The 22,139-nt window shown below is 66.8% G+C and carries 21 protein-coding genes, 4 tRNA genes and 1 pseudogene; 14 read left to right on the top strand and 12 right to left on the bottom strand.

What is annotated here, in order from left to right; genetic code table 11:
* Nucleotides 1–72 precede the first annotated feature (72 nt).
* Together ARC63_RS09135 and ARC63_RS09140 are read left to right on the top strand one after the other, a co-directional pair.
* Nucleotides 73–1,299 (top strand): ATP-binding protein, encoded by a 1,227-nt coding sequence (locus tag ARC63_RS09135; protein ID WP_049453348.1) that lies wholly within the window; start codon nucleotides 73–75, stop codon nucleotides 1,297–1,299.
* Nucleotides 1,296–1,859, top strand: a complete 564-nt coding sequence (locus ARC63_RS09140; protein WP_005409063.1) for a response regulator transcription factor — start codon at nucleotides 1,296–1,298, stop codon at nucleotides 1,857–1,859. The genes ARC63_RS09135 and ARC63_RS09140 overlap by 4 nt, the downstream gene beginning before the upstream one ends.
* A 21-nt stretch (nucleotides 1,860–1,880) precedes the next feature.
* Here the strand turns inward: ARC63_RS09140 and ARC63_RS09145 are convergent, their stop codons facing one another.
* The 9 genes from ARC63_RS09145 to pcnB form a co-directional block, all read right to left on the bottom strand.
* Complete coding sequence (locus ARC63_RS09145; protein WP_057503083.1) at nucleotides 1,881–4,778, bottom strand: type 2 lanthipeptide synthetase LanM family protein; 2,898 nt, start codon at nucleotides 4,776–4,778, stop codon at nucleotides 1,881–1,883.
* Between the two features lie 80 nt (nucleotides 4,779–4,858).
* The gene (locus tag ARC63_RS09150) at nucleotides 4,859–5,065 is read right to left on the bottom strand and encodes a DUF6229 family protein (RefSeq protein WP_049400943.1); all 207 of its coding nucleotides are present in this window, start codon (nucleotides 5,063–5,065) and stop codon (nucleotides 4,859–4,861) included.
* Between the two features lie 316 nt (nucleotides 5,066–5,381).
* On the bottom strand, nucleotides 5,382–6,896 hold the full coding sequence (gene pgi / locus ARC63_RS09155; protein WP_057503084.1) for a glucose-6-phosphate isomerase: 1,515 nt from the start codon (nucleotides 6,894–6,896) through the stop codon (nucleotides 5,382–5,384).
* The gene (panD, locus tag ARC63_RS09160; RefSeq protein WP_005409061.1) at nucleotides 6,893–7,273 is read right to left on the bottom strand and encodes an aspartate 1-decarboxylase; all 381 of its coding nucleotides are present in this window, start codon (nucleotides 7,271–7,273) and stop codon (nucleotides 6,893–6,895) included. Before panD ends, pgi begins: the two co-directional genes overlap by 4 nt.
* An 88-nt stretch (nucleotides 7,274–7,361) precedes the next feature.
* Nucleotides 7,362–7,859 carry a hypothetical protein gene (locus ARC63_RS09165; RefSeq protein WP_057503085.1) on the bottom strand — a complete coding sequence of 166 codons (498 nt, stop codon included), beginning with the start codon at nucleotides 7,857–7,859 and terminating at the stop codon, nucleotides 7,362–7,364.
* A 66-nt stretch (nucleotides 7,860–7,925) separates the two neighbouring features.
* Complete coding sequence (gene panC / locus ARC63_RS09170; RefSeq protein ID WP_043402539.1) at nucleotides 7,926–8,765, bottom strand: pantoate--beta-alanine ligase; 840 nt, start codon at nucleotides 8,763–8,765, stop codon at nucleotides 7,926–7,928.
* Complete coding sequence (gene panB / locus ARC63_RS09175) at nucleotides 8,762–9,577, bottom strand: 3-methyl-2-oxobutanoate hydroxymethyltransferase (RefSeq protein WP_005416119.1); 816 nt, start codon at nucleotides 9,575–9,577, stop codon at nucleotides 8,762–8,764. The genes panC and panB overlap by 4 nt, the downstream gene beginning before the upstream one ends.
* Nucleotides 9,578–9,611: 34 nt before the next feature.
* Nucleotides 9,612–10,097: a 2-amino-4-hydroxy-6-hydroxymethyldihydropteridine diphosphokinase gene (gene folK, locus ARC63_RS09180; RefSeq protein ID WP_057503086.1), complete on the bottom strand. Its 486-nt coding sequence runs from the start codon at nucleotides 10,095–10,097 to the stop codon at nucleotides 9,612–9,614.
* Between the two features lie 3 nt (nucleotides 10,098–10,100).
* A complete protein-coding gene (pcnB, locus tag ARC63_RS09185) occupies nucleotides 10,101–11,474 on the bottom strand; it encodes a polynucleotide adenylyltransferase PcnB (protein WP_029550838.1) in 1,374 nt (457 codons plus the stop codon).
* 52 nt (nucleotides 11,475–11,526) lie between these two features.
* On the opposite strand from pcnB, the gene ARC63_RS09190 reads away from it, so the two are divergent.
* Nucleotides 11,527–11,601 (top strand) — tRNA-Glu (locus tag ARC63_RS09190).
* A 449-nt stretch (nucleotides 11,602–12,050) separates the two neighbouring features.
* On the opposite strand, the gene ARC63_RS09195 is transcribed toward ARC63_RS09190, so the two are convergent.
* Nucleotides 12,051–13,475, bottom strand: coding sequence for a sugar porter family MFS transporter (locus ARC63_RS09195; RefSeq protein ID WP_010484300.1), 1,425 nt, complete (start codon nucleotides 13,473–13,475; stop codon nucleotides 12,051–12,053).
* Nucleotides 13,476–13,667: 192 nt separating this feature from the next.
* Between ARC63_RS09195 and fdxA the strand changes: the two genes are divergently transcribed.
* Nucleotides 13,668–13,991, top strand: coding sequence for a ferredoxin FdxA (gene fdxA / locus ARC63_RS09200; protein ID WP_004153066.1), 324 nt, complete (start codon nucleotides 13,668–13,670; stop codon nucleotides 13,989–13,991).
* A 169-nt stretch (nucleotides 13,992–14,160) separates the two neighbouring features.
* Here fdxA and ARC63_RS09205 read toward each other — a convergent pair whose 3' ends face one another.
* A complete protein-coding gene (locus tag ARC63_RS09205; protein ID WP_010484296.1) occupies nucleotides 14,161–14,676 on the bottom strand; it encodes a hypothetical protein in 516 nt (171 codons plus the stop codon).
* Nucleotides 14,677–14,708: 32 nt separating this feature from the next.
* Entirely contained in the window at nucleotides 14,709–15,602 is an 894-nt protein-coding gene (gene dapA / locus ARC63_RS09210) for a 4-hydroxy-tetrahydrodipicolinate synthase (protein WP_043403360.1), read from the bottom strand.
* 164 nt (nucleotides 15,603–15,766) lie between these two features.
* Between dapA and ARC63_RS09215 the strand changes: the two genes are divergently transcribed.
* The 10 genes and pseudogenes from ARC63_RS09215 to ARC63_RS09260 all read left to right on the top strand — a co-directional run bounded on the left by ARC63_RS09215 (nucleotide 15,767) and on the right by ARC63_RS09260 (nucleotide 21,728).
* The gene (locus ARC63_RS09215) at nucleotides 15,767–16,327 is read left to right on the top strand and encodes a glycine cleavage system transcriptional repressor (protein WP_005409051.1); all 561 of its coding nucleotides are present in this window, start codon (nucleotides 15,767–15,769) and stop codon (nucleotides 16,325–16,327) included.
* 92 nt (nucleotides 16,328–16,419) lie between these two features.
* A complete protein-coding gene (locus ARC63_RS09220; RefSeq protein WP_010484289.1) occupies nucleotides 16,420–16,899 on the top strand; it encodes a peroxiredoxin in 480 nt (159 codons plus the stop codon).
* 84 nt (nucleotides 16,900–16,983) lie between these two features.
* Complete coding sequence (locus ARC63_RS09225; RefSeq protein WP_057503087.1) at nucleotides 16,984–18,384, top strand: PhoH family protein; 1,401 nt, start codon at nucleotides 16,984–16,986, stop codon at nucleotides 18,382–18,384.
* Nucleotides 18,381–18,887, top strand: a complete 507-nt coding sequence (locus ARC63_RS09230; RefSeq protein ID WP_019338317.1) for a hypothetical protein — start codon at nucleotides 18,381–18,383, stop codon at nucleotides 18,885–18,887. Before ARC63_RS09225 ends, ARC63_RS09230 begins: the two co-directional genes overlap by 4 nt.
* Before the next feature lie 12 nt (nucleotides 18,888–18,899).
* Nucleotides 18,900–19,568, top strand: coding sequence for a YoaK family protein (locus tag ARC63_RS09235; protein ID WP_010484284.1), 669 nt, complete (start codon nucleotides 18,900–18,902; stop codon nucleotides 19,566–19,568).
* A gap of 115 nt (nucleotides 19,569–19,683) precedes the next feature.
* Nucleotides 19,684–20,493: a bifunctional hydroxymethylpyrimidine kinase/phosphomethylpyrimidine kinase gene (gene thiD / locus ARC63_RS09240; RefSeq protein ID WP_010484282.1), complete on the top strand. Its 810-nt coding sequence runs from the start codon at nucleotides 19,684–19,686 to the stop codon at nucleotides 20,491–20,493.
* Nucleotides 20,490–21,417 (top strand): annotated as a pseudogene (locus tag ARC63_RS09245) (alpha/beta hydrolase family protein). The gene thiD and the pseudogene ARC63_RS09245 overlap by 4 nt, the downstream one beginning before the upstream one ends.
* A tRNA-Arg gene (locus ARC63_RS09250) sits at nucleotides 21,408–21,484 on the top strand. The pseudogene ARC63_RS09245 and the gene ARC63_RS09250 overlap by 10 nt, the downstream one beginning before the upstream one ends.
* A 58-nt stretch (nucleotides 21,485–21,542) precedes the next feature.
* Nucleotides 21,543–21,619 (top strand) — tRNA-Arg (locus tag ARC63_RS09255).
* A 32-nt stretch (nucleotides 21,620–21,651) separates the two neighbouring features.
* Nucleotides 21,652–21,728: transfer RNA gene (locus ARC63_RS09260), tRNA-Arg, on the top strand.
* The last annotated feature ends 411 nt before the right edge of the window (nucleotides 21,729–22,139 follow it).

Genomic DNA, 22,139 nt, shown 5'->3' on the forward strand with positions numbered 1-22,139 from the left:
ATTCAGCCGGCGGCACGGCTGCGGCCGATTGTCGCAGGCACGGTCACGCGTGAACGCATAGGATGAGCGTGAATGACCGGTCCCGACGCCCCGTTTCTCCGAACCCTATGCAGCCTGCGCTGGCTTGCCGTAGGTGGCCAGGCGGCCACCATCCTGGTCGCCACCTGGGTGCTGGGCCTGCCGTTGCCGCAGCTGCCGCTGTGGGCCGGCGTGGCCGTGCTGACCCTGTTCAACGTCTATACCCAGCTGCGCCCGGAAGCGGCCGACACCGCGCCGCTGACCGCATTCGGCCACATCCTGGTGGACGTAATCATCCTGACCTGGATGGTGGGCTGGAGCGGTGGCATGGCCAACCCGTTCAGTTCACTGTTCCTGATCCTGATCGCACTGGCCGCCTTCGCCCTGCCCCTGCGCTGGGCGCTGGCGGTCGCGCTGGCCTGCCTGCTCGGCTACGCCGCCAGCGGCATCTTCGGCCAATCGCTGCCGGATGGCTATTTCCGTGCGCAGGACCTCAACCGCTGGGGCGTGGTCGCCAATTTCCTGATTTCCGCCGCAGTGGTGCTGGCCTTCTCCACCCGCCTGGCACTGGCGCTGCGCCAGCGCGAACTGGAACTGTCGGCGCTGCGCGAACGCTTCGCCCGCAACGAGGGCATCGTCGCCCTGGCGACCCATGCCGCGTCGGTGGCGCACGAACTGAATACACCGCTGGCCACCATGACCCTGCTCGCCGACGACGTGGCCGAGCGCAGTGAAGAGCCGGAAGTGCGCGAGGACATGGAAACCCTGCGCGAGCTGCTGGTGCAGTGCCGCGAGCGTGTGCTGGCGCTGGCCGCACCGGCCTCGGCGGACGGCCCGGGCCGGGCGGTATCCACGGCCCAGCAGGTGCTGGAACAGTGGCGACTGGTGCGTCCGACCATCGATCTGCACCGCAACGACGATGCACCGCTGCGGCTGCCGCTGGATCCCGGCGTGGGCCATCTGCTGATGGTCCTGCTCAACAATGCCGCCGATGCCGGCGAACAGGCCGGCCGGCCGCGCGTGGACCTGGACCTGCGCATCGAAGGCAACGATCTGATCGGCGAGGTGCGCGACTACGGCCACGGCTTCAACGCGCGCGCCGCGGTGCTGCCGGGCAAGCTGTTCGGCAGCAGCAAGAGTGAAGGCATGGGGGTCGGCCTGGCCCTGTCCCATGCCACCATCGAACGCCTCGACGGCGAGATGTGGATGCGCCCGGCCCAAGGGGCCGGCAGCCGCGTCGGCTTCCGCCTGCCGCTGGCCCTACGCGAGGAAACCCCATGAGCGCCTCAACCCTCGGCCTGCTGGTCGACGACGACGAACTGTACCTGCGCACGCTGCAGCGCAGCCTGGCCCGCAAGGGGCTGGAAACGCAGACCGCGCAGGATGCCGCCAGCGCACTGGCGTTGGCCCGCCAGCATCCGCCCGCCTTCGCGTTGATCGACCTGAAGCTGGGCAGCGACTCCGGCCTGGCGCTGATCCAGCCGTTGCGCGCCCTGCGCGCGGACATGCGGATCCTGCTGGTGACCGGCTACGCCAGCATCGCCACGGCGGTCGAAGCGATCAAGCTCGGGGCCGATGACTATCTGCCGAAGCCGGCCACGGTGCCGATGATCCTGCGCGCCCTCGGTGAGGAAGATGACGGCCCGGCCGACGATGGCGAAATGGAAGTGCCGGACGCGATGACGCCGATCAGCCGCCTGCAGTGGGAGCACATCCAGCAGGCGATGCATGAGACCGGCGGCAACGTATCGGCGGCCGCGCGCCTGCTCGGCATGCACCGGCGTTCGCTGCAGCGCAAGCTGGCCAAGCGACCGAGCCCGGAACGCGATCCCAGCCGTTGATCGCGGCCGGCCCCGCCCGGCTCAGACCTCGGCCAGCACCGCTCGGTCCTGCGCGGTACTGGAACGCGATGCCGGTGCATCGACCCGGGCCACTGTCGTCTCCTGCAGCAACGGCGACGGCAGCGCGCAGGCCGGATGCATGCGCAGGAAACCATAGATCGCACCTGCCAGGCCGATCATCAGGCCCGGAGTGAAGGCCGCGCGGGTCAGTCCGCCGACCATGCCCTGGTGCTCCTCGATTGAAGAAACGATCTCGATGGCCGCCTCATCCTGCGGATAGGGACATCCCTCCGGATCCAGCGCAGCCGCCAGCACCAGCAGCTCCCGGGTGGACACATCGCCGTGGCACAGGGTGTGGCTGAACCCCCATTTGCCGCGCGCGTCGGCCACAGCCCGCCGCATGTCACGCAACTGCGCGGGATCGCCGGTGCGGGCATACAGATCCGCCGCCGCCAGACCGATACCAACGCTGCCATGGCACCAGGTCGGGAAGTTCTTCTGCCCATCCTGCAGGTGGATGTCACGCCAGTGCCCGGTATGCGGTTCGAACAGCGCCGCCTGGAACGCAAACGCTCCTTCAGCCAACTGCCGCCAGGCCGCTCGCTCAGGCACGCTGCCGGCATCCGAACGCGCCAGCCGTGCCAGCGCCCAGCCCATGCCCATCGCACCGTGGCCGAAGCCACCGATCGGCTCTCGGAACTGTGGCGTCGGCCAGCGTGCGCCGTCGGCATCGACGATCGCCGCTTCCTGCATGCGACGCCCCGCTGCGGCGGCCAGCTCCAGCCAGCGTGCGTTCCCGGTAGCCGCGGCCAGCGACAGCAACGGCAGGATCATGCCGGACACGCCATCGATCAGTTCGAACTTTGTCGCCTCCTGGAAGCCGCGACGCTCTGCGGCTTCCGCACAACGTTCCGCCAGCACCAGCAACGCCGGTCGCTGCAACAGGTCGTGCAATGCCAGCAATGTCCATATCTGTGAACCGGTTCCGACGAATCCACCATCGATCTCGGCGGGGTGCTGCTCACACATGGTCTGGAATACCGCAAGGGCGCCATCGATGGCCGGGCCCAGCCCCGCTACCGGGTCGGCACGCCCCTGCTCCACTTCCCGGTGGTAAGCCGCCAATGCGAATGCAATACCTCCCAGCCCGAAATACAGGTCGGGCTGCACCGGCTGGACGGTCCATCCGGTACGGGTCACCTCGGGGGTGATCCAGGTCATCGAACCGTCCTCACCATGCACCGCCAGCCGCAGCAGGCTCTCCACCGCGCGCGCGGCCAGCGCACGACGGCGCGCGTCCAGGTCGTCCGCACGCGGATGCTGTGCGGCATAGCTGTAGCCGGATCGAGCCTCGGCGCGGGCCAGCGCATGCTGGTTCAGGTCGGTGGCCACCAGCGTGCTGCGGATGGTCACGTCTTCCAGGTCGATGCGCATCGCACGCCAGTTGTCGGCGATGGAGCGGATGCGCGCTGCGTCCAGCTGCGAAGTGAAGATCGGAATGTCACCGTGGCGCAGGTCATCCACTTCGCTACGGACGGTGTCCAGGTCCGATGGCGCAGCCGGTGACACCGCTGCATTGCGCACCAGCAGATCGATCGCGCGTTCAACCGCCTGGGCTTCGTTGTGCAGCGAGGCTGGATGCCAGAGCATCCGCCCGAGCTCTGCGTAGGCCATTGTCGGCCGCCGCACGTCGCGCACCTGGCAGCCTTCGAAAGCCGCCAGGAGTGGCATCAGTTCGCCCTTGGCATCGAGCGCGCGCAGGCGTCCACTGGCGTCGATGAAGCCCTCGCTGATGTGGTCCCAGTACAACGAAACATCCGGCTGCGGGCTTGGATGGTTCTGTGCGATGGCGACCTCTGCCTCGACCAGGCCCAGCCGCGCCGGCGCCGTCCCGTCTTCGATGATCACCGGCACCTGCACGCGCGGCTGCTCGCCCGGCAGTGCGCCGGCGGCGGACAGGTCCACGCCTTCCATGCCGAGGCCGGTGGTGCGGAACGGCACGATACCGGTCCGCAGCACCGAATTGCGCATCAGCTTGACGGCCGTGTCGTAGGCATCGCCCAGACCGGAGGGTTCGACGTCGATGACCTGCGAGAACACGCTTTCGGCGTCGACCACCACCGGCACCGGCCCGACCGCGATCAGGTTCTCCAGGTGGATGTCGGTCCCGCCCACCAGGCGCAGGATGGCCAGCCAGTGGCCGAGACCGCGGTAATAGGCCCGCAGCTCCTCGTCACCGGAACAATAGCGGTGCGCGGCAAATGCGGCCCAGCCGTGGCTGCCACGATCCACCACGTGCGGCACGCGTACCCGGCCAGGGCCCTCGCCGAAGACGGCGGCAAGCAGGCCATCAAGCGTGGCATCGATACGCAGCGAGCGCGGCTTGTACATCAGCGTACCGCCGTCGAACTGCAACCGCGCCACGGTCCGTCCGCCACCGTGCAGGTCACCGCGCCCCAGCGACACCGCACGCAGCGATCCTGCCGGACTGCCGAGCAGGTCCGTCAGCAGCGCACGATCACGGCCGATGCGCGCGGCCAGCTCCACCACGGCCGCACATTGTCCTTCGAGCATGCGCGACAGCCGCGGCAGCAGCACCGGGTAGCGTCGCTGCAGATGCTCATGGAAGCCCTCGCCGGTGGCGAGGGCCACGAATTCGTCCAGCGCACCGGCGCCCTCAAGCGGGCCGATGTCACCACCGCGCGCGGCCGCATGCAGTTCCAGCAACAGCACGCGGTTGAGCTTGAGCTGGGCATGTTCACGAAGCGCCGCATCGCCCTGCTCATGCAGGAGCGCGCGCTCGTCCGGCCGCAGATCGATGGCGGGGTCATGCAGGCCAGCCGCCAACGCGGCGCGCGCCTCGGCAAGGAAATGTTCGGTGATGCGCGCAAACGCGGCCGCAGCCGGAGAAGCGGTCATTACGCCCCCTGCAAAGTGTCCAGAGTCTGTTCCAGTCGCCGGCACGCAGCGCAAGCCGCTGCGTGCCGGCTCGGGCTACATCAACAGCACAGGCAGTGATTGACCACCGACATCGTGGTGGTGCATTCGGTACCGCCACCCGTGATCAGGGTGTCGGAGGCCGACGTGAGCGCGGACTCGGTGGCCCCAGCGCCATAGATGAACAGCGAACCCGCAGGGTTGGCGCACCCATCCACATCGTCCGAGCCATTGAGCCAGCCGGACACAACATCGTCATTCAGATCCATTCGCAATCTCCTGTCATTCACAACATGAGGCGTTGAGGACATGGATCGATTCCACGTCCCTTCGGATACGGCCAGTCCCTGGCATCAACTTCATGCTGCGAGCGATACTGGATGACAGGTACAGCCGCCCGTGCACACTGCATTGGCACGCGATGCGCAGTCAAGCTGCGCTGCGGCAGGCACGCGGATGCGCGGCATGTGCAGCACGGAAACAGAACGGAATGAGTGGCCGCGCAGACACTCGTGCGCGACCGGATCGAAGGCAACCGGAGAGGCATGGGATGGCCGGCCGGCGCCGGCACATCCGCAGGCCGGGTCAGCCCTTCAGCTGCGCCAGGATCTCGCGGGTCATCGGATCGGCAATCGCCACATCCTCACCCTGCAGCGCCGGCAACAGGCCACTGGCCAGCTGCTTGCCAAGCTCGACACCGAACTGGTCGAAGGCATTGATGTTCCAGATCACCGACTGCACGTACACAGCGTGTTCGTACATGGCGATCAGTGCGCCCAATGCCTGCGGGGTCAGCGCGTCGAGCAGGATCAGCGTGCTCGGGCGGCTGCCCGGGTAATCACGGTGCGGGTCGTCGCTGCTCTGGCCATTGGCCAGTGCTTCAGTCTGCGCCAGCAGATTGGCCAGCAAGGCCTGATGATTGATCGTGTAGGGATCGTCGTTGTGCACGCAGCCGATGAAATCTGCCGGAACGATGCTGGTGCCCTGGTGCAGCGCCTGGAAGAAGCTGTGCTGCACATCGGTGCCCGCCCCGCCCCACCACACCGGCACGGTGTCGGTGGTGACAGGTTGGCCGTCACGCTGCACGCGCTTGCCCAGGCTTTCCATCACCAGCTGCTGCAGGTAGGCCGGCAGCAGCGCCAGGCGCTGGTCGTAGGTCATCACCGCGTGCGTGGCATGGCCCAGCAGGTTGCGGTTCCAGATGTCGGTCAGGCCGTGCAGCACCGGCAGGTTGCGCTCCAGCGGTGCATCCAGCGCATGCGCATCCATCTGCGCCGCGCCTTCCAGCAACTGTTCAAAGCGCTCGAAGCCGATCGCCAGCGCGATCGGGAAACCGACCGCCGACCACAGCGAATAACGGCCACCCACCCAGTCCCACATCGGCAGCACGCGATCGGCTGCGATGGCGAAGGACTTGGCGGCACGTTCCGGATTGGCACTGACTGCATACAGGCGCTCGCTGCCACCCAGCCAGTCGTGCAGGATCTGGCCGTTGAGCAGGGTTTCCTGCGTGCCGAAGGTCTTGGAGATCAGGATGCCGGCGGTCTTCGCCGGATCCAGCGTAGCCAGCGTGCGCTGCATGGCGGCGCCGTCCACGTTCGACACGAAATGCACGCGCAGTCGCGCACCGCTGACCGGGCGCAGCGCATCGGCGACCAGGCGCGGACCGAGATCGGAACCGCCGATGCCGACGCTGACCACGTCGGTGACGCCGCTGTCTTCCAGCGCGCGCACCAGCACGCCCATGCGCTGGCGGATCGTGCGCGCGGTGGCATAGGCCTCGGCTGCCACCGGCGCATCGACCACATCGCCACGCAGCGCGGTGTGCAGCGCGGCGCGACCTTCGGTCAGATTGACCTGCTCGCCACGGAACAGGCGGGTGATGGCACCGCCGACATCACGCTCGGCGGCCAAAGCCAGCAATGCCTGCAGCGCCGCGGCATCGTATTTCTGCCGGGCGAAGTTGACGTACAACGGACCGACCCGCAGCGCCAGATCCTGCACGCGGCCGGGTTCGGCGGCGAGCAGGCTGGGGATGCTTGCGCCCTTCAGGCGCTGGGCATGGGAATGCAGCGAGTCGAATCCGTTGTTCGTTGTCATGCGGCCTGGGTCGGGATCGTGTCGTTGGTGTGGGTGATCTGGTTCTTGCCATCAACGTACACCAGCTTCGGCTTGAAGCTGTCAGCTTCCTGCTCGGTCATGCTGGCGAACGCGGCGATGATGATGATGTCACCGACCTGCACGTGGCGCGCGGCGCCACCGTTGAGCGAGACAACGCCGCTGCCGGCTTCGGCGCGGATGGCATAGGTCGAGAAGCGCGCACCGTTGGTCACGTCCCAGATGTGCACCTGTTCGAACTCGCGGATGCCGGTGGCAGCCAGCAGGTTGTCATCGATGGCGATCGAGCCTTCGTAGTTCAGCTCGGAATGGGTGACGGTGGCGCGGTGGATCTTGGTCTTGAGCAGGGACAGGTGCATGGGGGGCGCTGCAACGGCAAAGGAAAGAGCGGATTCTAGCACCCGCTTGACCATCGTCAGGGGGCTGCAGCAGGACGCTGAAGGCTGTTCAGGTGCCCTCCCCCGGCGGCGGCGGCGCTGCGTGCCCGGAACTGCCTTCCAGAGACAGCCGGAACACCGTATGGAAGGCCAGCCCGGCGACCAGCCCGAAGCCTCCCGCGGCCAGCACCTGCAAGGCATAGCTGATCACATCGAAGGTATCGACGTAGCGCAGGCGCTGCAGCCAGGGCCCCTGGTTTTCTCCCGGCCAGGCGCAGGTGGCCAAGGCCAGCGCGCCCAGCCCGAAGCCGACCAGCACGAAGCCGGCCCGGCGCAGGCGCTGCTGAGACTGCAGGATCAGCGCCATCGGCAGCAACACCGCGATGGCATTGCAGACGGCCAGTACGAACATCAGCCCACCACCGGTGAGCGCAGGCATCGGCGTACGCCTGAATTCGAGCGCGAACAACAGGCCGCCAAACAGCTGGGCCGGCAACATGCCTGCCGCCAGCACCGCCAGGATCGAGGCCTGGGCGAGGCGGCCGGTATCAGTGCTGGGGGCTTTCATTTCCGGTCTCCCGTCCGTGGGAAGTGCAGAGGCGCCCGTTACGGGCGCCCCCAAGCCGCGTGCGGCTCAGAACTCCAGGTTGTCAATCAGGCGCGTCGTGCCCAGGCGCGCGGCGATCAGCGCCACGCGGCCACCGCCGTCGAAGGTCGGCTCGGCCAGCTCGGGCGTGCGCAGCACGGCGTAGTCGACCTGGAAACCGGCCGCCTGCAGCGCCGCCGTGGCGTCGGCCTCGATCTGCACCCGCGTGTGCCCGGCCACGTAGCCTTCGCGCATGCCCAGCAGCGTGCGGTGAATGGTCGTCGCAACCGGTCGCTGTTCGGCGTTGAGGTACTGGTTGCGCGAACTCTTGGCCAGGCCATCCTCGTCGCGCACGATCTCGGCACCGACGATCTGGATCGGGAACGACAGCTCGGCCACCATCTGCCTGATCACGGCCAGCTGCTGGTAATCCTTGCGGCCGAACACGGCCACATCCGGCTGCACCTGCAGGAACAGGCGCGCCACTACCGTGCACACGCCGTCGAAGTGGCCCGGGCGGCTGGCGCCTTCCAGCACTTCACTGACACCCGGCGCGTGCATCTGCGTGGTCTTGTCCACGCCCAGCGGATACATCGCCTCGACGCTGGGCAGCCACACCGCATCGCAGCCGGCCTGCTCCAGCCCGGCCACGTCAGCCTCGGGCGTGCGCGGGTAGCGGCTGAAGTCCTCGTTCGGCCCGAACTGGGTCGGGTTGACGAAGATACTCGTCACCACCTTGTCGGCGTACTGGCGGGCCAGGGTCACCAGCGAATGGTGGCCACCATGCAGGTTGCCCATGGTCGGCACCAGCGCCACGCGCAGGCCCTCGCGCTTCCACTGGGCGATCTGCTCGCGCAGCGCGCCGAGCTCGTTGAAGGTCTGGATCATTGGGCGTAGGCGTGCTGTTCGTCGGGGAAGCTGCCGTCGCGCACGGCGTCGGCATAGGCGCGGGTGGCACCGGCCACCGAACCGCCTTCGGCAAGGAAATCCTTGACGAACTTGGGACGGCGATGGCCACTGTCCAGGCCGAGGAAATCGTGCAGTACCAGCACCTGGCCGTCGCACTGCGGGCCGGCACCGATACCGATGGTCGGCACATCCACCGCCGCGGTCACTTCGGCGGCGACCGGGGTCGGCACGCATTCGAGCACCATGATGCTGGCGCCGGCGGCAGCCACGGCCTTGGCATCCTCCACCAGCTGGCGTGCAGCATCGCCGCGGCCCTGGATCTTGAAGCCGCCCAGGCGCAACACCGACTGCGGAGTCAGGCCCAGGTGCGCGCAGACCGGAATCTCGCGTTCGACCAGGTAGCGGATGATGTCGACCTTGAAGCCGGCACCTTCGATCTTGACCATCTCGGCACCGGCCTGCAGCAGCTGCAGCGATGCATCCAGCGCGCGTTCCGGGGTGGCATCGGCACCGAACGGCAGGTCGGCCACCAGCAGCGCACGCTGCAGCACGCGGGCCACGGCGCGGGTGTGGTAGACCATGTCGGCCACGGTCACCGGCAGGGTCGAATCATGGCCCTGCACGACCATGCCCAGCGAATCGCCGATCAGGATCAGGTCGACGCCATTGGCATCGAAGGTACGGGCAAAGCCGGCGTCGTAGGCGGTCAACATGACCAGCTTCTGGCCATTGCGCTTGGCCTCGGCCAGGGCGGGAACGGTCCAGGGCTTGCTGTCTGCGTGGGTGCTCATGTGCTGATAACCGGGGGAGATAACCTGGGCATTATCACCCTATCGGCGCGATCCCGCAGGCATCCACCCGCATCACTGCATCCTGCACGCGGCCATGGCCGGGAATGGCCAGATCCGGCGCGATTTCGGCCAGCGGCACCAGCACGAAGGCACGCTCGTGCATGTAGGGATGCGGTACCTGCAGGCCGGGATGGTCGAGCACCTGCGCGCCATACAGCAGCAGGTCCAGGTCCAGTGCGCGCGGCCCCCAGTGCACCGCCGGATCGCGCACGCGGCCAAAGCCCCGCTCCAGCGCCAGCATCGCCTGCAGCAGCTCATCGGCCGGCAATGTGGTTTCGACCGAGGCCACCGCGTTGACGAACGGCGGCTGGTCTTCATTGCCCCAGGCCGGGGTTGCATAGAGGCGCGAGGCCTGTCGCAGGCGCGTTCCTGGCAGGCCGTTCAGCGCGGCAATCGCCGCGCCCACGGTCGCGGCCGCGTCGCCAAGGTTGGCGCCGAGGCCGATCCAGGCCAGGGTCATCGCTTACTCGCCCGCCGCAGCAGCACCGGGACGTCGACGCCGACGGCGGCGCTTGCGCGGTGCCCCGCTCTCGTCATCGCCGTCTTCACTGTGCATCGCATCCAGCGACGACTCCAGCTCGCGACCGGACTGCGCCTGTGCTTCGCGCCAGAACTCGACATCCACTGCATGCTCGGACGAAGCGACCTGGCGCAGGCTGAGGAAATCGAACGCGGCGCGGAAGCGCGGGTGGGTGAGGGTACGGAACACGCGCTTGCGCTGGCGCGAACTGAAGCGCGACTGCAGCAGCCAGATTTCCTGCATCGGCAGCGAAAAGCGGCGCGGCAATGCGATGGTGCTCAGCTGCTGCACGGTCACACGGTCGGCAGCACGGCGCTGTGCCTCCTCAGGTGCCACGCCCTGCTTGAGCAGGGTCGCCTGCGCGCGGCAGAACGCCGGCCACAGCAGCAGCGCGAACAGGAACGCCGGCGAGACCGGCTCGTCGTTGGCCACGCGCGCATCGGTGTTGGCCAGGCCCTCGACCAGCATGCGGCGCAGCGCACCGGTGCGGTTGGACTTCAATGCCTTGGCGCTTTCCGGGAACAGCACGTCGAGCAGGCCGTAACGCTCAAGGCCTTCGAAGCTGGCCACGCCGTGCCCGGACAGGAACAGCTTGAGCACCTCCTCGAACAAGCGTGCCGGTGCGGCTTCGTTGAGCAGGCCAGCCAGGTGCGGGATCGGCGCGGCGGTGCCCTCTTCGATCTGGAAGCCGAGCTTGGCCGCCAGGCGCACCGCACGCAGCATGCGCACCGGGTCTTCGCGATAACGCTGCTCGGGGTCGCCGATCAGTTTCATCAGGCGCGCCTGGACGTCTTCGAAGCCGCCGGTGTAATCACGCACCGAGAAGTCCTCGATGGCGTAGTACAGGGCGTTGCAGGTGAAGTCGCGGCGGATGGCGTCGTCTTCGATGGTGCCGTACACGTTGTCGCGCACGAGCATGCCGTTTTCCATCTCGCGGTCGCCGCTGCCGTCATCGCTGTTGGCACGGAAGGTGGCGACTTCGATGATCTCGCGGCCGAACACGACGTGGGCGAGGCGGAACCGACGACCGATCAGGCGGCAGTTGCGGAACAGCTGCTTGACCTGTTCGGGCGTGGCATCGGTGGCCACGTCGAAATCCTTGGGTTGGCCATTGACCAGCAGATCGCGCACCGCGCCGCCGACAAGGTAGGCGCCGAAGCCGGCATCGCGCAGGCGATAAAGCACGCGCAGGGCGTTCGGGCTGATGTCCTTGCGGGAGATCGTGTGCTGGTCGCGCGGGATGACGCGCAGGCTGAACGGTGATGTAGCAGAGGAAATGATGTTGGCGCTTCCGGTTGAAGTTTCGGGATTGCCCAATGGCATCGAGGTGCATATACTAGCGCTCCTGCCTCGGCAGCGACACAGTTACGCTCCCTTCGTCTAGTGGTTAGGACGTGGCCCTCTCAAGGCTAAAACAGGGGTTCGAGTCCCCTAGGGAGCGCCAGTCGCCGCAGCAGGAACCGAAAAAGCCCGCCTTGTGCGGGCTTTTCTGTTTTCCGGGGTTTGCAATGGCATCGATCGGCTTGGTCGCTTTGGCGCCTGCCTGCAATCGGCTTGAGCCGGTGGGGTCACCCAGGGCAGGACACGCCGTGAACCCATCCATGGGGGCTCGATGGCGCCATCCTTGGCGCCAACGGTCCTGCCCTGGGTGACCCCACCGACTCTGGACGGTTTCCCGCGAGCTGCGGCAACAACCGACCAGCGCTTCGCCGCATCCGCACGCACCATGAAACTGTCAGGAGGGCGCGGGCCGCCCTCTCCAGGACCGTTGGCGCCATGGATGGCGCCATCGAGCACCATGGATGGGCTTTTGCGTGTCCTGGAGAGGGCGGCCTGCCCCCTCACACTCTGGACAGGCAGGCGCCAACGGAATGCAACCGAAGCCAGTCGCCGTCAGCCTTCCATCTGCTCCAGCTCCTTGCCCTTGGTCTCGCGCACGTAGCGGACCACGAAGACGATCGAGAGGATGGCCGCCACCGTATAGATGCCGTAGGCGCCGGCCAGGCCGATGCCGGCCAGCAGCATCGGGAAGGTCACGGTGATCGCGAAGTTCGAGGTCCATTGCGCGGCGCCGGCCACCGCCAGCGCCGGACCACGGATCTGATTGGGGAACATCTCGCCCAGCATCACCCACATCACCGGGCCCCAGGACATGTTGAAGAACACCACGTAGACGTTGGCTGCCACCAGCGCCAGTCGGCCCATGCCGTCGGACAACTGCAGGCGACCGTCGGCCAGGCTGCCACTGGCGAAGGCAACCACCATCAGCACCAGCGCCACCGACATGCCGACCGAACCGATCCACAGCAGCGGCTTGCGCCCGATGCGGTCGATCAACAGCACCGTCAGCAGACAGGCGCCGATGCTCAGCGCGCCGGACAGCACGTTGATCAGCAGCGCATCGCTTTCCGAGAAGCCCACCGCCTGCCACAGCACCGCGCCGTAGTAGAACACCACGTTGATGCCGACCAGCTGCTGGAACATGGCCAGGCCGATGCCCACCCAGAGGATCGGGCGCAGCTTGCCGCTGACCGTGTCGCGCAGGTCGGCAAAGCGCGGCTTGTGCTGGTCCTGCGCCAGGCTGGCTTCGATCTCGGCCTGCTTGGCCGCCGCAGCGGCCTCGCCGTACAGCCGCGACAGTACCGCCCTCGCCTGCTGCTGACGCCCTTTCACGACCAGAAAGCGCGGGCTTTCCGGAATCACCAGCAACAACAGCAGGAACAGCCCCGACGGCAGCGCCTGCATCCAGAACATCCAGCGCCAAGCCTCATGGCCCAGCCATAGCGGCTCGGTCGACGCCCCAGCGGCACGGGCCAGCAGGTAATTGCTGAGGAAGGCGGCGAACAGGCCGCAGATGATCGCCATCTGCTGCACCGTGGCCAAACGCCCGCGATAGCGCGCCGAAGCCACCTCGGCAATGTAGGCCGGCGACATCACACTGGCCGCGCCCACCGCGAAGCCGCCGAGCACGCGTGCGGCAATGAACAACCAGGAGGCGTGTGCGGCACCGGCACCCAGCGCCGAAACCAGGAACATCAGCGCCGAGGCGATCAGCACGCCACGACGGCCCAGGCGATCTCCCAGCCAGCCGGCCAGGAAGGCACCGATCGCGCAGCCCAGCAGCATCGAGGCGACCTCGAAACCGAGCGCCGCCTCACTGGAGTTGAAAGCCTGGCGCAGGCCATCGACCGTGCCATTGATGACACCACTGTCGAAGCCGAACAGGAATCCACCCAGGGTGGCCACGCAGCTGATCAGGACGATGAATGCAGTGTTCTCACCGCCATGGGAGGCGATGTTGGGCTGGGCTGGGGACATGGACGATCCTGCTGGGAAGGGGTCCGGCCATCCGACGCAGCCGGCTGACCCGCAGCGTCGCACAGGCCTCGCCCTGCCGCCAATGACCGCCACGGCCGCGCCTGCCAGACGCCCGATTTCCGCCCCGCACCGACACCGGGGGCCAACCTGTTCTAGAATTGGCGGGTTCAGGAATCGATCCACCCCCAGCCCATGCCCTTTGTCGTCACCGAAAACTGCATCAAGTGCAAACACACCGATTGCGTGGAAGTGTGCCCCGTGGATTGCTTCCACGAAGGCCCCAACTTCCTGGTGATCGACCCGGATGAGTGCATCGACTGCACCCTCTGCGAACCGGAATGCCCGGTCAACGCGATCTTCCCGGAGGACGATGTTCCTGCCGGCCAGGAAAGTTTCGTGGCCCTCAACGCCGAGCTGGCGAAGGAGTGGCCGGTGCTGACCGTGCGCAAGGACCCGCCCGCCGATGCCGGCGAATGGGACGGCAAGCCGGACAAGCTGAAGCTGCTGGAGCGCTGAGAAGCGCCTGCTGCGACAACGAAAAAGGGCGCCTTGGGCGCCCTTTTCCATTTCCGGTAGCGCCGGGCCATGCCCGGCGGATCCTGGGCCGCGCTTCAAGCTCGCCGGGCATGGCCCGGCGCTACCCAAGGCAGCTGCGGACCAAGGCCCGCCCCCACCCGACCAGCCCTTACTGCGCCAGCTTCGCCTTCAGCGCAGCGATCAGCTTCACCGGCGCTTCGGCGGTGGCCGGCAGGCCACGCGGGTCGACCGCGGAGATGTAGGCGCCAGCATCGACGGCGACCACGCGGACCAGGAAGTTGCTGCCTTCGTAGGCCACGTCATACGAGCCCAGCAGCTGCGCGCGGCTGGCAATGGTCACACCTTCCACGCCTTCCAGCGCGGTGCCGACCTTGGCGAAAGCCTCGTCCTTGCCACCGGCGATGGTGAAACCGGTGTTGCCCACGGCCGGGGCCGCAGCCGCAGGCGCGGCCGGCTTGGTCGCCGATGCCAGCGTCGGCACCTTGTTGTCACCGGTGGTGGTCGGCAGGTTCAGGTCCGGCGGCACTTCCAGCGGACGCATTTCCGGGGCCAGGGCGTAGTCGCCCTTGACGCCACGCTTGAAGCAGCCGGTGGTACCGGCGGCGACAGCCACGGCAAGCAGGGCGTAGGACAACACGCGGACGGTGGAAACGGATTGACGCATGTGAATCTCCTGGGTCAGACCAAGACGGAAGGTCAGTGGCTGGAAAGGGCTTCGAGGGCGGCGATGTCGCCGGCAAGATGGTCGGCGGCCGGATGATGCGCTGCCGACAGCGGCAGCAGCGGCAGGCGCAGGTCGTGACCGATGCCGATGCGGCGCAGCAGCGCCTTGACCGGGATCGGGTTGGGTTCGACGCCACAGAAATCATGGAACGGCTGCAGGCGCGCATCCCAGGACTCGGTAGCTTCGTGGTCGTGCGCGGCGGCCAGCTCGCACATCCGGCGATAGGCGCCCGGCAGAACGTTGGAACCGACCGAGATCAGGCCATCGATGCCGGCCCGGATCGAACGCGCGGCGGTACCGTCGTCGCCACTGAGCACCGCAAACTTCGGGCTGCGCAGGGCCAGCAGCGCCTGCACCCGGCCGGTATCACCCACCGCTTCCTTGATGCCAACGATATTGGGATGGCTGGCCAGCTCGGCCACGGTCTCCGGCTGCATGTCGCAGCCGGTACGGCCGGGCACGTTGTACAGCACGACCGGCAGCCCGCCCTGGTCGGCCACCGCGCGGTAGTGCGCGATCAGGCCGGCCTGGGTCGGCCGCACGTAAGGCGGGGTGACCACCAGCGCATGGCTGGCGCCGAGCGCGGCGGCACGGCGGGTCTGTTCGATGGTCTTGGCGGTGCCCGAAAGGCCGGTACCGGCCATGACCGGGATGCGGCCGCCGATGCGCTCGACCGCGCTGGCCAGCAGCAGGTCGTACTCGGCATCGGTGAGGGTTGCCGCTTCACCGGTCGAGCCGGCTACGACAACGCCATGGACGCCACCTTCCAGTTGCAGGTGCAGCAGGCGCTGCCAACCGTCGGGATCGAGGGCGCCGTCGGCCCGGAACGGGGTCGCCAGCGCGGTGATGAGGCCGGAAAGGGACAAGGACGTGCTGCTCTTGGCTGGGAAGGGAAAACGCCCGCCACGAAAGGCCGGGGGCGACTTGAATGTTACTTGCGGCGCGAAAGCACGGGCAAGTATGCTGGACACCGGTGGATCCCCGCCTCTGGCGGGCATTCAGACTAACGCATGCATTACCCGGAATCGCCTTGACCGACACCACCCCGCGCCCCGCGCCGAGCGAAAACCACCTCCTGATCAACGCCTATACGACGCATCCGGAGTCCCCCCTGCTGTCCGTCACCCGCCGCATCGCCGACAGCGGCTGCAATCTGGTGGACGCACGCCTGGCCACGGTCGGCCGCGATGTCTCGGTCACCGCCCTGGCCACCGGCTCGTGGGACTCGGTGGCCAAGCTGGAAGCGATGCTGACCCGGCTCGAGCGCGAGGAAGGCCTGAAGCTGGTCTGGTACCGCACCGCCGCCAAGCAGGCGCAGTCCAACCTGCTGCCGTACATCGTCGAGGTGATCGCCGCCGACAAGCCGGGCATCCTGTTCCAGCTGGCCGATTTCTTCGACCGCCAGGGCATCACCATCGAGAACCTGCAGAGCACGCGCTACCGCGCCATGCAGACCGGTGCGGAAATGTTCAGCGCGCAGGTCACCATCGGCGTGCCGGCCAACATGCACATCGCCGCGCTGCGCGACGATTTCCTCGAGTTCTGCGACCACCTGAACCTGGACGCGATCATGGACCCGATGAAATTCTGATCGGAAGTGCGGATTTTTCGCGCGCCTCTCACGGGCGCGTGGCGTTTCATGCAATTGTCGTAGAAAGAACCCAGGCTCGACAGAAGGACCTCATGAACAACGGCGATACCCTGGACAGCACCACCCTCTCCCTGCCGCTGGCGCTGTCCGGTGGCGAACAGGCCACTCTCGGCGACTACGCCGGCCACTGGCTGGTGCTGTACTTCTATCCCAAGGACAGCACCCCCGGCTGCACCACCGAAGGCATCGACTTCAACGCGCTGCTGCCGAAGTTCAGGAAGGCAGGCGCGGTGGTACTCGGTGTCTCGCGCGACTCAGTGAAGTCGCACGACAACTTCTGTGCCAAGCAGGGCTTCAACTTTCCGCTGGTCAGCGATGGTGACGAAGCGCTGTGCAGCGCCTTCGACGTGATCAAGATGAAGAACATGTACGGCAAGCAGGTACGTGGCATCGAACGCAGCACCTTCCTGATTTCCCCCGACAGCCGCATCGTGCAGTCCTGGCGCAAGGTCAAGGTTGCCGGCCATGCCGATGCCGTTCTCGCCGAACTGAAGGCCTCCCAGTCCAAGTGAGTCCCACTGCCTACTGTGTCTGCCATCACCCTGCCCCGCAGCAGGCCGTGGTGGTTTTTCCCTGTCCGTAACCAGGAATCGACGATGACCCGAGGCAAGCGCATCTACGTGCTGGATACCAACGTGCTGATGCACGATCCCACCGCGCTGTTCAAATTCGAGGAGCACGACGTCTACCTGCCCATGCAGGTGATCGAAGAGCTGGACAACGGCAAGAAGGGCACCTCCGAGGCAAGCCGCAATGCCCGCCAGGTGAGCCGCTTCCTCAACGAACTGGTGCAGGAATCCGGCCTGGACAACCTGGCCGACGGCATTCCGCTGCAGCGCCCCAACGGCCTACAGCTGCGCGGCAAGCAGAGCGCCGGCAAGATGCGCTTCCAGACCAGTCATTTCGACGCGGGCAAGAGCTTTGGCAAGGTCATTCCCGACAATGCCATCCTCGGCGCGATCCTGGCCCTGAAGGAAGAGACGCCGGATCTGCCGGTGGTGTTCGTTTCCAAGGACATCAACCTGCGGATCAAGGCCGCCATCGCCGGCATCGTGTCCGAGGACTACGAGAACGACCGCGCGCTGGACGATTTCAGCCTGCTCTACACCGGCGCCACCGAGCTGCCGGAAGACTTCTGGAAGCGCCACGGCGACGACCTGCGCAGCTGGAGCGACAAGGGCCGTACCCATTACGAAATCCTCGCGCAGGACGGCGAGGAATGGTACCCGAACCAGTACGTCTACCTGCCCGGCGAAGACGAGGTCGAACTGCGCGTCAGCCGCGTGGTCGGCGATGGCAAGGTGGTGCTGTCGCTGGTCGATGATTTCCGCCACGGCAGCCACGCCGTGTGGGGCATCAGTGCGCGCAACCGCGAGCAGAATTTCGCACTGAACGCACTGATGGACCCGGAGATCGACTTCGTCACCCTGCTGGGTACCGCCGGTACCGGCAAGACCCTGCTGGCGCTGGCCGCCGGCCTGGCCCAGACCATGGACCAGCAGCGCTACCGCGAGATCATCATGACCCGCGCCACGGTCAGCGTCGGCGAGGACATCGGCTTCCTGCCCGGCACCGAAGAAGAAAAGATGACGCCGTGGATGGGCGCGCTGACCGACAACCTGGAAGTGCTCACGCACAACCAGGAAGGCGGCACCTGGGGCCGCCAGGCCACCAACGACCTGCTCGCCAGCCGCATCAAGATCCGCTCGATGAACTTCATGCGCGGCCGCACCTTCCTGTCGCGCTACCTGATCCTGGACGAGGCGCAGAACCTCACCCCGAAGCAGATGAAGACGCTGATCACCCGTGCCGGCCCCGGCACCAAGATCGTCTGCCTGGGCAACGTCGAGCAGATCGACACCCCGTACCTGACCGAAACCACTTCGGGCCTGACCTACGCGGTGGATCGCTTCAAGAACTGGCCGCATAGTGCACACATCACCCTGCGCCGTGGCGAGCGTTCGCGCCTGGCCGATTACGCTTCGGAGGTGTTGTGAACCGCGGCACCCGCCTGCTGCTGCCCGCGGCTGCGATCACGCTCGCAGCCGTGCTCGGCGCCTGCACCACCACGCGCGGCCCGGCCAGCGTGCCGACCGCCGAACGTACCGGCCAGTCCTGGGTGGTCACCCGCCCGATCATCGCCGCGCAGGTGCTCGACACCTGCTCGCGACCCAGCCCCGGCCGCGAGGCCGGGCGGGTCAGCGGCTACTGGGCGCCCAGCCGGCAGCAGGTCGACCAGCTGGAAGCGCGGCTGTCATCGCTGGAGGCACAGGTACCGAAGGTGCTGGACTTCGACCGCCAGTACGTCGGCATCGAAAGCGCCGGCAAGCGGCTGATCTACATCAACGCCTTCCACCTGCCCGACGACAGCGGCATCAATCCGGCACGGGAAGCGATCCGCGTCTGTGACGGCGGCACGCAGTTCTGGGGCGCGGTGTTCGACCCGGCCAACAACACCTTCAGCGAGCTGCAGTTCAACGGCGGCTTCGGCGGGCCCTGAGGGGCCCCGCCGATGGGAATTCGCCTGCCCACCTGGGTCTGGATCGGCGCGGTCGCGCTGTCGTGCGTGGCCGGCATGGTGAATGTCGTCGGCTTCCTCGGTTTCGAACACCAGGCCGTCAGCCACATGACCGGCAGCACCAGCCAGTTGGGCATGGCGCTGGCCCAGGGTGACTGGCGCGCGGTCGGCCACCTGTGGGGACTGCTGATCGCGTTCTCGCTGGGCGCGATGCTCAGCGGCCTGTTGATCCAGGACAGCACCCTGCAGCTGGGCCGTCGCTACGGCGTGGCCCTGGCACTGGAATCGGCGCTGCTGCTGGTGGCCATTCCGCTGTTCGAACAGCACCAGATCTGGGGCGCACTGGCCGCCGCCATGGCCTGCGGCCTGCAGAACGCGATGGCCACCACCTTCAGTGGCGCGGTGGTACGCACCACCCACCTCAGCGGCATGTTCACCGACCTCGGCATCGGCCTGGGCCACCTGCTGCGTGGGCTGCCGCTGCAGGTACGACGCCTGACCCTCAGCGGCCTGATCATCAGCGGCTTCCTCGCCGGCGGCATCATCGGCGCCTGGCTGTTCATGCGCTGGCAGTACGACGCCCTGCTCGCCCCCGCCCTGCTGACCGGCCTGACCGGGCTGGGCTATGTGCTGTACCAGCAGTGGGCGCGCTGGCGGCATTGAGGGTCGCGCTCTGGGGGTCAGATCCCTTTTCCTGCGGAAATGGGATCTGACCCCGCCGGCATCCACGCATGGCGTGGATCTACCTTCCCCTGCAGGACCACGGCACAATCGCCTGATGAGCCCGACCACTCCCGTTTCCGCCCTCACCATCGCCGGCTCCGACTCCGGCGGCGGCGCCGGCATCCAGGCCGACCTGAAGGCCTTCGCCGCGCATCGTGTGCACGGCCTTTCGGCGATCGCCGCGCTGACCGCACAGAACACCCGCGGCGTGACCGCCGTGCACGTGCCACCAATCGACTTCCTGCGCGCGCAGCTGGACGCCTGCTTCGACGACTTCGACATCCACGCGGTGAAGCTCGGCATGCTGGCCAACGCCGAAGTGATCCATGCCGTCGCCGACGCACTGGAGAAGCATCGTCCGCCCCACGTGGTGCTGGACCCGGTGATGGTCGCCACCAGCGGCGCACGCCTGCTGGAAGACAGCGCATTGCAGGCCATGCGTGAGCGCCTGATCCCGCTGGCCACGCTGATCACTCCCAATACGCCGGAAGCAGAACTGCTGGTCGGCCGGAAGATCAGCAACGGCGAAGACGCAGAACAGGCCGCCTCAGCCCTGCTCGACCTCGGTGCGGGCGCAGTGCTGCTCAAGGGCGGTCACCTGCAGGAAGGCAATCGCGTGATCGACCGCTATTTCGACGGCGTCAGCAGCGAAGAATTCATCCACGCCCGCCTGCCGCTGGACGCACACGGCACCGGCTGCACGCTGGCCTCGGCCATTGCTGCGCAGCTGTGCAATGGCCTGAGCCTGGCCAATGCCTGCGAAGCCGGCATCGACTACGTTGCACGTGGGCTGCAGCAAGGCTATGCGCCGGGCCGCAGCGAAGTGCTGGTGCTCGACCATTTCGGCGCGGCACCGCACGCATGAGCCTGACGCCACGCATCCTCGCCGTGCAGTGCAACGACGGCCATCGCTACGAAGTGATCGCCTGCGTGCCTGCACATTCCGTCGCGCGCCTGCTGTGGCTACCGGCACTGGGCGTGGCCGCGCGCCACTACCTGCCACTGGCATTGGCGCTGGCGGCGAAGGGCGTGGCGGTCTACCTGCACGAGTGGCGCGGCAACGGCAGCAGTTCACTGCGCCCGTCGCGCACGCAGGACTGGGGCTATCGCGAGGTACTCGAACAGGATCTGCCAACCAGCCAGGCGGTCCTGGCCACAGCGGATGACGACGCCGGCGCCCTGCCCTGGATCATCGGTGGACACAGTCTCGGTGGGCAGCTGGCTTGCGTGCATGCCGGCCGCAACCCGCACTACTTCAACCGGCTATGGCTGGCCGCCAGTGGCTCACCGTTCTGGCGCGGGTTCCCGCCACCGCGTGGCTGGCTGCTGCCACTGGTCTACCGCTTCCTGCCGTGGATCGCGCGGCGCCAGGGCGTCCTGCATGGCCGTCGCCTCGGCTTTGGTGGCACCGAAGCGCGCGGGCTGATTGCCGACTGGGCGCGCGTGGGCCTGAACAACCACTACGCCGCGTCCGGCATGGACGAAGACCTCGATGCGCAGATGGCGCGCGTGCATGGCAGCGCACAGGCGGTGCTGATGGAACACGACTGGTTGGCCCCCACCGGATCGATGCAGACGCTGCTGGCGAAGCTGCCGAATGTGGACGCGCAGCTGCGCGTGCTGTCCGCGCAGGAACTGGGCACGCGCGCCGATCATTTCGCGTGGCTGAAGGCGCCGGACGCCGTGGCTGACAGCTTTTTCATTCAGTTGGATGAAAATTTTCACAAAAACTGTTGACGGTTCGCGCCGACATCCGCATAATTCCGCTCCTGTCGCAGGGCGCCCGTAGCTCAGTTGGATAGAGTACCTGGCTACGAACCAGGCGGTCGGGAGTTCGAATCTCTCCGGGCGCACCACTCGACAGGTTTTCAGCATCCGCCGCTGGAAATGTTTTAAAATTTGATTGTGTACCGCGCGCCCGTAGCTCAGTTGGATAGAGTACCTGGCTACGAACCAGGCGGTCGGGAGTTCGAATCTCTCCGGGCGCACCATACACAGTCAGCACAACAAGTTTATGTAATTGGCGCCCGTAGCTCAGTTGGATAGAGTACCTGGCTACGAACCAGGCGGTCGGGAGTTCGAATCTCTCCGGGCGCACCATTACACCGAAACAGCAGGCCTCGGCCTGCTGTTTTTTTATGTGTGTTTTTCGGCAGGGCTGCGCCCTGCACCTGCAGATGCTTCAAGCCAAGGCAACGGCAACAGCAACAGCAACAGCTGGTGTTCCGTGGGTTGGCGGGGCGGCATGGACAGGCAGGACACGCCGTAAACCCATCCATGGGGGCTCGATGGCGGCATCCATGCCGCCAACGGTCCTGCCTGCCCATGCCGCCCCACCTCTGACAGATTTCCGCGATCTGATGGATCCACGCCATGCGTGGATGAATCTCCATCGAAATCGAATATTTCGATAATTGATCGAAAAGCATCCACGCATGGCGTGGATCTACCGTGTCGACCAAGGTCGACACCTACCAACAGCAGCGGGAATCTGTCGGAGGTGGGGTGGGT

The organism is Stenotrophomonas geniculata ATCC 19374 = JCM 13324 (genome assembly GCF_001431625.1).
Classification (GTDB): domain Bacteria; phylum Pseudomonadota; class Gammaproteobacteria; order Xanthomonadales; family Xanthomonadaceae; genus Stenotrophomonas; species Stenotrophomonas geniculata.

What these genes read in the sequence shown, in the direction of transcription:
- ARC63_RS09135 (WP_049453348.1), top strand. Translation starts at nt 73, where the DNA reads ATGACCGGTCCCGACGCCCCGTTTCTCCGAACCCTATGCAGCCTGCGC.
- ARC63_RS09140 (WP_005409063.1), top strand. Translation starts at nt 1,296, where the DNA reads ATGAGCGCCTCAACCCTCGGCCTGCTGGTCGACGACGACGAACTGTAC.
- ARC63_RS09145 (WP_057503083.1), bottom strand. Translation starts at nt 4,778, where the DNA reads ATGACCGCTTCTCCGGCTGCGGCCGCGTTTGCGCGCATCACCGAACAT.
- ARC63_RS09150 (WP_049400943.1), bottom strand. Translation starts at nt 5,065, where the DNA reads ATGGATCTGAATGACGATGTTGTGTCCGGCTGGCTCAATGGCTCGGAC.
- pgi (WP_057503084.1), bottom strand. Translation starts at nt 6,896, where the DNA reads ATGACAACGAACAACGGATTCGACTCGCTGCATTCCCATGCCCAGCGC.
- panD (WP_005409061.1), bottom strand. Translation starts at nt 7,273, where the DNA reads ATGCACCTGTCCCTGCTCAAGACCAAGATCCACCGCGCCACCGTCACC.
- ARC63_RS09165 (WP_057503085.1), bottom strand. Translation starts at nt 7,859, where the DNA reads ATGAAAGCCCCCAGCACTGATACCGGCCGCCTCGCCCAGGCCTCGATC.
- panC (WP_043402539.1), bottom strand. Translation starts at nt 8,765, where the DNA reads ATGATCCAGACCTTCAACGAGCTCGGCGCGCTGCGCGAGCAGATCGCC.
- panB (WP_005416119.1), bottom strand. Translation starts at nt 9,577, where the DNA reads ATGAGCACCCACGCAGACAGCAAGCCCTGGACCGTTCCCGCCCTGGCC.
- folK (WP_057503086.1), bottom strand. Translation starts at nt 10,097, where the DNA reads ATGACCCTGGCCTGGATCGGCCTCGGCGCCAACCTTGGCGACGCGGCC.
- ARC63_RS09195 (WP_010484300.1), bottom strand. Translation starts at nt 13,475, where the DNA reads ATGTCCCCAGCCCAGCCCAACATCGCCTCCCATGGCGGTGAGAACACT.
- fdxA (WP_004153066.1), top strand. Translation starts at nt 13,668, where the DNA reads ATGCCCTTTGTCGTCACCGAAAACTGCATCAAGTGCAAACACACCGAT.
- ARC63_RS09205 (WP_010484296.1), bottom strand. Translation starts at nt 14,676, where the DNA reads ATGCGTCAATCCGTTTCCACCGTCCGCGTGTTGTCCTACGCCCTGCTT.
- ARC63_RS09220 (WP_010484289.1), top strand. Translation starts at nt 16,420, where the DNA reads ATGAACAACGGCGATACCCTGGACAGCACCACCCTCTCCCTGCCGCTG.
- ARC63_RS09225 (WP_057503087.1), top strand. Translation starts at nt 16,984, where the DNA reads ATGACCCGAGGCAAGCGCATCTACGTGCTGGATACCAACGTGCTGATG.
- ARC63_RS09235 (WP_010484284.1), top strand. Translation starts at nt 18,900, where the DNA reads ATGGGAATTCGCCTGCCCACCTGGGTCTGGATCGGCGCGGTCGCGCTG.
- thiD (WP_010484282.1), top strand. Translation starts at nt 19,684, where the DNA reads ATGAGCCCGACCACTCCCGTTTCCGCCCTCACCATCGCCGGCTCCGAC.